9 protein-coding genes are annotated in these 11,710 nt (G+C 62.2%); 3 read left to right on the top strand and 6 right to left on the bottom strand.

Annotated features, from left to right (window positions below; translation table 11 throughout):
• Positions 1–83: 83 nt before the first annotated feature.
• The 3 genes from AC1ECN_RS30375 to AC1ECN_RS30365 all read right to left on the bottom strand — a co-directional run bounded on the left by AC1ECN_RS30375 (position 84) and on the right by AC1ECN_RS30365 (position 5,452).
• Entirely contained in the window at positions 84–1,613 is a 1,530-nt protein-coding gene (locus AC1ECN_RS30375) for an ABC-F family ATP-binding cassette domain-containing protein (protein ID WP_024322695.1), read from the bottom strand.
• A 330-nt stretch (positions 1,614–1,943) separates the two neighbouring features.
• Entirely contained in the window at positions 1,944–3,557 is a 1,614-nt protein-coding gene (locus AC1ECN_RS30370) for an ABC-F family ATP-binding cassette domain-containing protein (protein ID WP_477955016.1), read from the bottom strand.
• Between the two features lie 329 nt (positions 3,558–3,886).
• Positions 3,887–5,452, bottom strand: a complete 1,566-nt coding sequence (locus AC1ECN_RS30365; RefSeq protein WP_024324045.1) for a helicase HerA-like C-terminal domain-containing protein — start codon at positions 5,450–5,452, stop codon at positions 3,887–3,889.
• A 224-nt stretch (positions 5,453–5,676) separates the two neighbouring features.
• Here AC1ECN_RS30365 and AC1ECN_RS30360 point away from each other — a divergent pair, with 224 nt between their 5' ends.
• The 3 genes from AC1ECN_RS30360 to AC1ECN_RS30350 all read left to right on the top strand — a co-directional run bounded on the left by AC1ECN_RS30360 (position 5,677) and on the right by AC1ECN_RS30350 (position 7,041).
• Positions 5,677–6,069 carry a hypothetical protein gene (locus tag AC1ECN_RS30360; protein WP_003546502.1) on the top strand — a complete coding sequence of 131 codons (393 nt, stop codon included), beginning with the start codon at positions 5,677–5,679 and terminating at the stop codon, positions 6,067–6,069.
• 97 nt (positions 6,070–6,166) lie between these two features.
• On the top strand, positions 6,167–6,622 hold the full coding sequence (locus AC1ECN_RS30355) for an NUDIX hydrolase (RefSeq protein ID WP_130654980.1): 456 nt from the start codon (positions 6,167–6,169) through the stop codon (positions 6,620–6,622).
• Between the two features lie 77 nt (positions 6,623–6,699).
• Positions 6,700–7,041 carry a hypothetical protein gene (locus AC1ECN_RS30350; RefSeq protein WP_130654981.1) on the top strand — a complete coding sequence of 114 codons (342 nt, stop codon included), beginning with the start codon at positions 6,700–6,702 and terminating at the stop codon, positions 7,039–7,041.
• Positions 7,042–7,074: 33 nt separating this feature from the next.
• Here AC1ECN_RS30350 and zwf read toward each other — a convergent pair whose 3' ends face one another.
• The 3 genes from zwf to AC1ECN_RS30335 form a co-directional block, all read right to left on the bottom strand.
• Positions 7,075–8,583: a glucose-6-phosphate dehydrogenase gene (gene zwf, locus AC1ECN_RS30345; protein ID WP_130672234.1), complete on the bottom strand. Its 1,509-nt coding sequence runs from the start codon at positions 8,581–8,583 to the stop codon at positions 7,075–7,077.
• Between the two features lie 353 nt (positions 8,584–8,936).
• A complete protein-coding gene (gene tam, locus AC1ECN_RS30340; protein WP_024323857.1) occupies positions 8,937–9,707 on the bottom strand; it encodes a trans-aconitate 2-methyltransferase in 771 nt (256 codons plus the stop codon).
• Between the two features lie 125 nt (positions 9,708–9,832).
• Entirely contained in the window at positions 9,833–11,107 is a 1,275-nt protein-coding gene (locus AC1ECN_RS30335) for a hemolysin family protein (protein WP_018070831.1), read from the bottom strand.
• Positions 11,108–11,710: the final 603 nt, after the last annotated feature.

Raw genomic sequence — 11,710 nt, 5'->3', positions numbered from 1 at the left:
GAAAACAATGCGACGATCTCCGCGCCCGCCTAACCTAGCGCATATGAGGGTTAGGGTGAGGGGCAATGCCCCACGCCACACCCTCACCATCCATCACCCCTTACCGAAGCAAAAAACCCTTCCGGGCTCTCCACCTCCACCAGCCGCTTCCTCTCGATCAGCCAAAACCGGTTTCCCACCGCCCGCACGAAACTGCGGTCATGCGAGACCAGCAGGCAGCTCGCCTCGTGCGCCATCAGCTCGCTCTCCAGCGCCTCCTGGCCCTCGATGTCGAGATGGTTGGTTGGCTCGTCGAGGAGATAGAAGTTCGGCTCCGTCAGCCGCAGCACCAGCATGCCGAGCCGCGCTTTCTGGCCGCCGGACAGTTGGCCGATCGGTTTTGCCTGCATGTCGATCATCATGCCGGCGCCGGCCAGCAAGCCCCGCGCCCGCTGGTCGCCGACGTCGAAGCGGCGGATGATCGTGCCGATCGGCGTGTCGGTGTCGGCAAGATCGGCAAGCGCCTGGTCGCCATAGCCGAGCACGAGCGATGGCGTCGCCTTGATGCTGTCCCGCACCGTCTCCGGTCTTTCGATCGCCTGTTTCAGCATCGACACCAGCCGTGACTTGCCGGCGCCGTTGAGGCCGAGCAGCACGATGCGGTCACCCTGGCAGATGAACTGCCGGCCGGTCTTGAACAGCAGCGTTCCATCCGGCGTCGTCACCGCCGCATCCTCCAGCGTCACCAGCACCTTGGCATGCGTGCCGCGGTTGGCAAGCCGGATGGCGCCGGCCGAGCGCTCCAGATGCGCCGGTTTTGCCGCGTCCTCCAGCTTCTCCGCCCGCTGCTTGAGCTGCTTCGTCTTGACGACGAGCAGATCGCTGCCGGAATTGATGCCGATATTGTTGAGCTTGGCCGCCTGCTTGCGCAACTGCTCCGCCACCTTCATATCGCGCTCGTAGCGCCGGGCTTCGGAAGCGTCGGCCTCGTCGAGGGCGGCGCGCGCTCGTGTGTAGGGCAGGGCGAAGGCCGGCGATTGCTCCGGCCGCAGGAACAACGTCCGGTTGGTCGTCGCATTGAGAAAGGCGCGGTCGTGGCTGGACAGGATAACCGGCACGTCGCGCGGCAGCGCATTCAGCCAGCCCTCCAGCTGCGCGATCTTTTCAAGGTCGAGATGGTTGGTCGGCTCGTCGAGCAGAAGCACGTCGGGTTCGCTGACCCAGGTGCGGGCAAGCATGGCAAGCCGCTGCCAGCCGCCGCTCAACTGCTTCAGCGGCCGGCCGCGCATGAGCTCCGGCACGTCGAGCGATTCCAGCACCACGTCGACCCGCCAGCTTTCGCTTTCGGCCTGATCGGCCGGCAGCGCCTGCAGCACCGCATCGTAGAACGGCGTATCGAAAAGGGCGGCCGGCACATTCTGCGCGACATGACCGACGGTCAGTCCCCGCGCCTTGGTGATCTCGCCCTCGCTCGGCTCCAGCGCGCCGGTGATGCAGGCAAGCAGCGTCGATTTCCCCCGGCCGTTGGCGGCGACGAGGCCGATGCGGTCGCCGGCATTGACGACAAGATTGAGCTTGGAAAACAACGGATTGCCCAGCGTGACGCCGAGATTGCGGATATTGATGAGTGTCATGATCGTTCTCTGGTCTTGACCGGGTATCAAGCGCGGTCCGGGGCGTTCAGCCATCACGGGATTGCGCGGTTCGGACCCGGGAAATGAGAGGAATGCGCGCTGTCAGCTACGGCGTCGCATTGGCCACGAAGGGCAGACCAGGAAGAGATGTCGAGAAACGGTCTCTGGTCAGCCCTGCAAACGCATTTGCAGGGCGTTGACGGGACCACGCTGGCGATTAAACCGAAAATAATATTGCATTGCGTGATCCTCCTTTCTCAAAAGCTTGCGGAATTCCAATAACATTGCCCGCAAAAAGAGGCAAGGGAGCTGGAAGCCACGGATATCCCGTTACAACTCGTCCTGATTTATCCGGCCGGGTCGGCCGCCAGCCAGTTCCAACCGCCGCGTGATCCCAATGCTCTGAAGAAACGTTTCGTCGTGGCTGACGACGAGCAGCGCGCCGTCATAGGCGYGCAGTCCGGCCTCGACCGCTGATATCGAGTCGATGTCGAGATGGTTGGTCGGCTCGTCGAGGATCAACAGCGGCGGCGGTGCCGAGCCGAGCACGCAGGCAAGGCCCGCCCGCAGCAATTGCCCGCCGCTGAGCGTCGATACGGTCTGCAGCGCCGCATCCGCCCGGAACATGAAGCGGGCAAGCGCAGCCCGGCAGGTATTTTCATCGGAAAGCGGATTGATCCGGCGGAAATTGTCGCGGATCGAGATCGACGGATCGAGCAGGCTGACCTTCTGATCAAGCATCGAGAGGTCGGTCATGACGTTGACCGTGCCGGCCCAGGGTTTCAGCTCGCCGGTGACGAGCGCCAGCAAGGTGGTCTTGCCCGAGCCGTTGCGGCCGGTGACGGCGATACGTTCCGGTCCCGTCACGTCGAAGGAGAGATTGCAGATGACGGGATCGCCCGGCTGATAGCCCGATGTCACGCCATCCATCTTCAGAACGATCTTGCTGGCCGGCAGCCCGGTCGGCGGCAGGGTGACCGACAAGGGCTGGAGGATCTCGATCTTCTCGCGCGCCGCCCTTGCCTCGTCCATTGCCTGGGCGCGCCGGCGTTCGGCGAGGCGGGCATTGTCGCCGCCGGTCGTTTCGCTCCGCTCCTTCATGCCGCCGAGCACGATGCGCGGAATGCCGCCCTTGGCGGCCATCTTCCGTCCAGTGCTGTCCCGTTGCGCCTGGCGCTCCACCGTCGCCTGCGCCTTCCTTGCAACCTCGGCCATCCGTTTTTCAGCTTCAGTGAGATCATGCCGTGCCGCCGCGAGCTCAAGCGCCTTGCGCTCGCGATAATGGCTCCAGTTGCCGCCGTAGCGCGTGGCACCGAGCGACGTCAGTTCGACGATCGCGTCGACACTTTCGAGCAGTTCCCGGTCATGGCTGACGATGATGGCGCCGGCCCGCCAACCTGACATCAGCGCGATCACCGCCTCGCGGCCCTCGCGGTCGAGATTGTTGGTCGGTTCGTCGAGTAGCAGAAAGTCCGGCTCGGTGAAAACAAGCGCCGCCAGCCCGGCACGGGTACGCTGCCCGCCGGAGAGTGCCGCAAGTGGTGTCTCCGGCGGCGCATCGAGCCCGGTCCGATTGAGTGCTGCGGCGATGCGTGCCTCCAGCATCCAGTCCGCGGATGCCAGCTCGTCGGCCGTTGCCTCTCCGGCTTCGGCACGATGCAGAACAGCGAGCGCATCGGTCACACCGAAGAGATCGGCAACCGTTTCGTCAGACGTCACCTGAACGCTCTGCCGCAGCACGCCGAGACTGCCGCTGACGGATACCGTCCCCGAATGCGGCTGGATCTCACCGGAGACGAGCTTCAGCAGCGTCGTCTTGCCGACGCCGTTGCGCCCGACCAGACCGGTACGCTCCGCCCCGAAACTCAGGTCGAGATTGGAAAAAAGCGGCCGGCCGTCAGGCGCGGACCATGAAATTTGGGAGAGGGTGATGGATGCAGGCATGGATATGGATTTCCCGGTTGGCAAGGCAAACTGGCGTTGCGATCGGGTTGAAATCCATTGCGGCACACATCCTGTTGAAATGGTCGATGGCAGGTAATTTAGGGAATAAAGGCTGCCGGTTCAAGAAGGGGAACGATCTTGCATTCGTTCAGAGAAGGCGTGAAAAGTTGCCCCTCACCCTAACCCTCTCCCCGTAAACGGGGCGAGGGGACGTGCCCTACGAGAGGTGAGCGGGGAGCGGAGAGGGCGCGGCGAATCCCTTCGCCCCGCGAGCGGGAGAAGGTGCCGGCAGGCGGATGAGGGGCAGGCGGCACTCTGCTGCGAAACGCTTACCGCTTCAAGCTCCCCAAGATCCCGCGCACCAGCGCCCGGCCGACTTGTGTTGCCACCGTGCGCGCCACGCTCTTCATTGCCGCTTCCACCACCGTTTCGCGCTGATAGCCGGACGTCCGGCCGCGCGATTGGCCGCGGCCCTGGTTGTCGTCGTCATTGCCGCCGCCGAAGCCCGGCAGGTTCCAGCCGGAGGTCGTGTTGCCCTGTTGCTGTGGTGCTTCTTCCTGCGCCCGTTTGGCGGCGTCGGCATCGGCCGCCTTCTTCGCCCGCGCGGCCAGCAGTTCGAAGGCGGATTCGCGGTCGACGTCCTCATCATAGACGCCGAGAACCGGGCTCCTGTCCATGATCTGCCGGCGTTCGTCATCGGTCACCGGGCCGACGCGGCCGGAGGGTGGGCGGATCAGCGTGCGCTCGACGATCGAAGGCGCGCCCTTGGCCTCCAGCGTCGAGACCAGCGCCTCGCCGGTGCCGAGATTGGTGATGACGGTGGCGCAATCGAAGGCCGGATTGGCACGGAAGGTATCGGCCGCCGTCCGCACCGCCTTCTGCTCGCGCGGCGAATAGGCGCGCAATGCGTGCTGTGCCCGGTTGCCGAGTTGGGCGAGCACCGTTTCCGGTACGTCGAGCGGATTCTGTGTGACGAAATAGACGCCGACGCCCTTGGAACGAATCAGCCGTACGACCTGCTCGACACGTTCGGTCAGCACCTTCGGCGCGTCGTTGAAGAGCAGGTGCGCCTCGTCGAAGAAGAAGACGAGCTTCGGCTTGTCGGGGTCGCCCACCTCGGGCAATTCCTCGAAGAGCTCGGAGAGCAGCCAGAGCAGGAAAGTGGCGTAAAGCCGCGGGTTCATCATCAGCTTGTCGGCAGCCAGCACCGAGATCTGGCCGTAGCCGTTGTTGCTGGTGCGCATGATGTCGGAAATCTTCAGCGCCGGTTCGCCGAAGAAGTGCTCGGCGCCCTGCTGTTCGAGAACGAGCAGCGCCCGCTGGATCGAGCCGACTGACGCCTTGGAGATCAGCCCGTACTGGTTGGAAAGTTGGCTGGCGTTTTCGCCCATATAGTTCAAGAGCGAGCTGAAATCCTTGAGGTCGAGCAGCGGCAGCCCGCCTTGGTCGGCGATCTTGAAGGCGATGTTGATGACGCCTTCCTGCGGTTCGGAGGCATCCATCAGGCGGGCGAGCAGCAGCGGTCCCATCTCGGCGATGGTGGTGCGCACCCGGTGGCCCTTCTCGCCGAACAGATCCCAGAAGATCACCGGAAACTGGTCGAATTCGTAGTCGGTGAAGCCGATCTGCTCGGCGCGCTTCGTCAGGAAATCCTTGGGCTCGCCCTTGGCGGCGATGCCGGACAGATCGCCCTTGATATCGGCCGCAAATACCGGAACGCCGGCTCGGGAGAAACCTTCGGCGAGCACCTGCAGCGTCACCGTCTTGCCGGTGCCGGTAGCGCCGGTGACGAGGCCGTGACGGTTGCCGAATTTCAGGTCGAGATATTCCGGCTTGTTGATGCTGTCATCGGGATTGCGGCTCGCGCCGATGAAAATCTTGCCATCCTCGATCATTCGGAATGCTCCCTTGGGGCTCTGCCGCCATTTGTATGAGAAGGCTTGCTTCTGCCGCCTTCATCGAACCATCGTTTCCCTGTTATAAGCAGGGAGATGGATGCGGACAACTGTTTGCATTGAAAGCAAAACTGGACAAAGTGCCGCCCGGGGAGGGGCCGGCTTGAGTTGCGGTCAAATCTCGATTAACGTTGACGTTAACGTCAAAAAACAGGAGGCTGACGATGAATGAAATTGTGACCCAGATCGCCGATCGCGTGGGTATTGCGCCTGATTTGGCCGAAAAGGCGCTCGGCATGATGCTCGGCTTCCTGCAGCGCGAGGCCGCCGATGGCCCGGTTGCCAAGATGATCGAAGCGATCCCCGGCGGCGCCGACCTCGTCGCCCAGTTCAACGGCGCAGGTGCCGGCGGCGGCGGTCTGCTCGGCGGGCTGATGAGCTCGCTCGGCGGCGGCGGCATCATGGGGCTCGGCCAGCAACTGATGGGCGAAGGCCTCGGCATGGGCGAGATCACCTCGCTTGCCAAGGAAACCATCGCGATCGCCAAGCAATATGCCGGCGAGGAGGTCGTCGACGAGGTCGTCGCTTCCGTCCCGGGCCTCAGCCAGTTCGTCTGAGACGAGGGATCGGCAGGAGCCTCGCTTAATTGCGGGGCTCACTGTTCTCGTCACACCTGGGTGAAAAGCAAGCGCTATCCCTATGGAAGGAGAGCAGATGACCGTCTGGCGCCCATCGCAGCAGATCAGGGTGAAGGTGATCGGCCTCGCCTGGCGGAAAGATCAGCTCCTCGCTGCCGAAGTGGAGGATGACAGCGGCCGCATCAAGGGCGTCCGCCCGCTCGGCGGCGCGATCGAATTCGGCGAGAGCCGCGAAGAGGCCCTGCACCGCGAATTCGGCGAGGAGCTCGAGACCGATATCCGCATCGTCGGCCCCTGGCATCTGCTTGAAAACATCTACGAGCATCATGGCGCGACCGGTCACGAATTCATCTTCGCCGCCGACATCGAACTGGCCGATGCATCGCTCTATGAGCGCGATGAAATCCGCTACTGCGAACTCGACGAGACGGCGGCGACAGCGCGCTGGTTCGGCCGCGACAGGCTGCGTAACGCCGGCATCGATCTCTATCCGACAGGCCTCGACAAACTGCTGTCGCGCTGGCGCGATTGAGCCGGAGATCGCCCGCTCTGAGGCGCCATATTCCGATCGCCAAACTTTGATCGTCCGCCCCCGCTTCCAGGGGAACAATGAGGTCRTTCTGCTGTTTCTGTCGCATCGCTGAAACCATAGGGAATAGCATCATGCGTAGGTTTCTTGCAGCAGCCTCGATCATTCTCCTCGGCTTCGCCGCGCCGGCCTTCTCCCAGGCGCTTGCTGATATGGACTATAGCGGCCGCTTCGGCGGTATGCCGCCCGGCACGGTGCCGGGGGCGGAATCCAATGGCGGACTCATGATACCCCTCGATCCAGTCGAAACCGGTGATATCAACGTCGTCATTCCGCCGGATCGGCCCACTTGCCCACGGCCCGGAACGCGTCAGTACCGCGCGGCCGAGCGCAACGGTACACTAAGCGACGCCTGCCGCTGACGGGATAGTCCGGATTGGAAAGCAGAACCGTCTTTATTTGCCGTTTCTGTGCAACAAAACGCCGAGTTCATGCCACTGCCGCCTGTCGCGCTGGATCAGTTCGTAGGCGCAGGCCGGTCCCATGCTGCCCGGCGCGTAAGCGTCGGGCACGCTCTGATCCCCAGCCCAGATGTCGAGGAAGGGTTGCACCGCCGCCCATCCGGCCTCGATGCCGTCGGCGCGCTGGAATAGGGTCTGGTCGCCGATAAAGAGATCGTAGAGCAGCGATTCATAGCCGGTCGTCTTGGCGATATCGAATTTGTCGGCATAGCGGAAATCGAGCGAGACCGGCACGGTATCGACGGAAAGTCCCGGCGATTTGATCGAAATTTCCATGCTCATGCCCTCGTCGGGCTGCACCTGGATCACCAGCCGGTTTGGCGGCAGGCGACTATTGACCTCGGTCTCGCGAAACTGCGCAAACGGCACCGGCTGGAAGGTGATGACGATCTCGGTGTCGCGCGCCGTCAGCGCCTTGCCAGTCCTGAGATAGAAGGGCACACCGGCCCAGCGCCAGGTATCGGCATAGAGTTTCAGCGCCACGAAGGTCTCGGTCCTGCTGTCGGGCGAGACGTCCTTCGTATCGCGATAGGCCGGAAGCTCGGCGCCATTGAGCGGGCCTGCGCTATAGGCGCCGCGCACGCCATGCGTCTTGGCCTCCTCAGGCGTATAGATGCGCAGCGCCTTCAGCACCTTGCTCTTCTCGTTGCGGATTGCTTCGGCATCGAAGCTGTTTGGCGGCTCCATGGCGATCATCGCCAGCAGTTGGAAGAGATGGTTCGGCACCATGTCCCGTAGCGCGCCGGTTGCATCATAGAATTTGCCGCGGCTGCCGACATCGACGATCTCGGCGGCGGTGATCTGCACATGGTCGATATAGCGGTTATTCCACAAGGACTCGATCATCATATTGGCAAAGCGCGCCGTCATCAGGTTCTGCACCGTCTCCTTGCCGAGGAAATGGTCGAGCCGGTAGACTTGGCTTTCTTCGACCTGGGCGAGAATCTGCGCATTGAGCGCCTGCGCCGAGGCGAGATCGGTGCCGAACGGCTTCTCGATGGCGACGCGGCGGAAGACGCGGTCGCTTTCATCGGTCAGCCCGTGGGCGGCGAGCTTCTCGACGATCGTGCCGAAAAAGGATGGCGGGACGGCGAGATAAAAGGCGGCATTGGCATTCGGCCCCAGCCGCTTGCCGATCTCGACGAAAATATCGTCCTTGGTGAAATCCCCGGAGGTGTAGGAAATGCGCTGGCGCAGGCTTTCCCAGGCCTCGTCGTTCACCGTCGGCTCTTCGCCGCTCAGATGGCTGAGGAATTGGTCGAGCCGCCCGCGCAGGAACTCGTCGTCACCCGGCTCGATGCCGACGCCGAGAATGTGGAGATCCTCGCCGACGAGGCGGCTGCGTGTCAGATTGATGATCGCCGGCACCAGCAGGCGGCGCGTCAGGTCTCCCGTGGCGCCGAAGATGACGAGGGTGACCGGTGGGGTAGGGGCAGCGTCCATGTGTCATCTCCTTGGATTTTCCGGCCGACTATACTGCGCGCCGGTTTTGCCGCAACATAGGCGGCGAGGGATAACAGGCATTTGACATCCTCTGGCGCTCGCCGCCGCCCGCCCGTCATCCGCCTGACGGCACCAACCGGGGTCGAGCCACGCGTCTCGACCCGTCCTCCGGACCCCCGCAGGCGGGGCGAAGGGGATATGCCGCGACCTCTCCGTTCCCCGCCAGCCTCTCGCAGGGCACGTCCCCTCTCCCCGTTTTTACGGGGAGAGGGCTAGGGTGAGGGGCAAGCCACACGGTAGGTTTAGGGTGAGGGCTACCATCGGCGCGAACCGGACATGCCGGCAGCGGCCGATTACCCTTTCACCGCCACCATGAAAATCCTCGGAAACCGCAGCAGCACTCGCCCGTCCGACATCCTGGGATAGGCCTTTTCCAACCGCTTGAGGTAATCCGCCAGGAATGCCTCGCGATGCTCTTCGCCGGCATGGGCGAGATAGGGCATCAGCCCGGTTCCCTTCACCCATTCGACGATCGCCGCCGCATCCGCCATCGGGTGATTGTAGATGGTGTGCCAGATATCGACGCGTGAAGCTTTGGCGATCAGCCGGCTGTAATAGGTGGACGGCGGCGGCAGCGCCTTGCGGCGCACGCTCTTCGCCTCGAAGGCGGATTTCCACGGGCCGGCATGGGCGGTCTCTTCCATCGCCAGATGCGAGGGTTCGCCGAGATTGTCGGGCATCTGCACGGCCAGCACGCCGCCTTCGGAAAGCCCGTCCATCAGCCGGTCGAAGATATCGAGATGATCGGGCAGCCATTGGAAGACGGCATTGGCAAACAAAAGGTCTGCAGGTTCATCCGGCTGCCAGATGCCGAGATCCGCCTCGACGAAGGCAGTACCCGGAAGCCGCTTGCGCGCCGCCTCCAACATGTTCATGTCGCTGTCGACGCCGGAGACGCCGACCGCCCCATAGCGCTCGATGATCAGCTCGGTCGAATTGCCCGGGCCGCAGCCGAGATCGATGGCATGACGAATGTTTTGCAGCGGCACCTGTGCCAACAGGTCACGCGCCGGTCGCGTGCGCTCGTCCTCGAATTTCACATATTGATTGGCGGACCATGCCATGGCGTTCACTCCTGCTGTCAGGTCACATCGTCCATGTGGTGGATGCGGATCTTGTCGATGTTGCGGCCATCGAGCTTGACGATCTCATCGGCGAAGTCGCCGGCGACCAAGGCAGCCGTCGATCTTCACTCAGCCGATACAAGTATTTTGTCCACGCGCCTCCCGTCGAGATCGACGACTTCGAAGCGCCATCCATCTCTCGTGAAGCTCTCGCCCAATTCCGGCAGATGTTTCAACTCTTCCAACACCAGGCCGGCGACAGTCTGATATTCCAGATCGCCATCGAGCCTGAGGTTTAAGAATTCAGCGAACTCGTCAATCGGCGTCCAGCCCGACACGAGGTAAGAACCGTCGTCTCGACGAGCGATGGCCTGTTCATCGACAGGTCCCTCCTGGAGAGCCCCCATGATTGCTTCCAAAATGTCACCCGACGAGACAATCCCCTCGAAATGGCCGTACTCGTCGAAAACCAGCACCATGTGAACGGGCGATTTCCTGATGGCTTCAATAACATTGATGGCAGTTGAAAGATCTGAAACCACCGGGACGTCTTGCGTCAGAGCCTTGATGTCGACAGTGCCGTGTTCGGACATCGAGTCGTAGAAGTCCTTGACCGGAAGGATGCCGATCACCTCGTCCGAACTGCCTTTTCGAACGGGCAACCGCGACCGCTTCGTCCGGTGCAACTGGGTCCGAATTTCATCAAGGCTGTCGTCGATATCAATAATTTCGACGTCTCGCCGGGGCGTCATAAGCGCTCGGGCGGTGCGGTCCGCCAGCCGCATGACGCCTGATATCATCGCGGACTCTTCGCTTTCAATAACGCCAGCCGACTGCGCCTCGGCCAGAACAGTTTTGATCTCTGCGTCAGAGACATTGTCGCCACCTTTTCCTGTTTGGCCCAAGAGCTTGAGCACAAGATTTCCGGAGGCGTTCAGAAGCCACACGAGTGGCAGCGCGATTTTTGAAAGTACCGCCATAGCGGGCGCGACCTTGGCCGCAACCGCTTCGGGTTCCCGTAATGCGATCTGCTTGGGAACAAGTTCGCCGACGATCAACGAAAGATATGTGATTGCCACAACGACTGAACCTACGCCAATGGCATCGGCCGCCGTCGATGACATCCCCTGGGCTTCCAGCCATCCGCTCAGGCGGCCGCCGAGCGTGGCCCCTGAGAACGCGCCGGATAGAACGCCGACCAGCGTGATGCCGATCTGCACTGTAGAGAGAAAACGACCGGGATTTTCGGCAAGTTTGATCGCTTGGGCTGCACCCTTGCTTCCATTGTCGGAGAGAACCTTTAGGCGGGCCGTTCGAGAAGACACAACAGCCAGCTCCGACATGGCGAGCACACCATTCAGGATGGTGAGAAACGCCACAATTCCAATTTCCAGAAACACAGGGACCCTATTCTTTGAGGTTGTAATGCCGCATTCATCGGGCGAAGCGGCGAGGCATTCGAAGGGACGCTCTATAGACGTATATACGTATCGCCTATCGTCTTTCCCTCATCGTGTTGACATCAGTGCAGGTTGCATCAGACCGCTCCTCTGAAGTGAAAGTCATGGGCCATCGGTAAAACCGGGTAGGCCCCGCGGCCACCCGTCATCGACAATGGTCTGGGAAGCGGCTCTCTGCGGGAGCCTTGATATGCTTGAGGCGAGGCGGAGGTCATCGCACCGTCTACAGTGGTCGCCTGCTTCGTCGGTCGGGAGATCCCGGTTGGAAGGGGCGGAGCTTGTACTGGATGGGTCGCTGTCAGGCATGTCGCAATTTTGACGGTGAAACAGTGCCGACGCAAGAGGTGCCGGGCGAAAATCCTTATAGCGTCTTGATGTGACAGTTTCGCCAACGGCAGCAGCATCGCGTTTGCGCGTCTTAAAAAGAGGCGCTGCGAGCTGCCCGGTCATAGGTAAAGCCGGCGCAATACACCGTAAATTAACAGCCTCTTCGTATTTTCTTTATATTGCGAACGATTTCCGCGACGTGCAGGCCGTGCAGGC

This window comes from Rhizobium sp. 01N447_2 (genome assembly GCF_056399245.1).
Note: the sequence above shows the minus strand (reverse complement) of the source record. Positions and strands in the feature narration are given on the sequence as shown.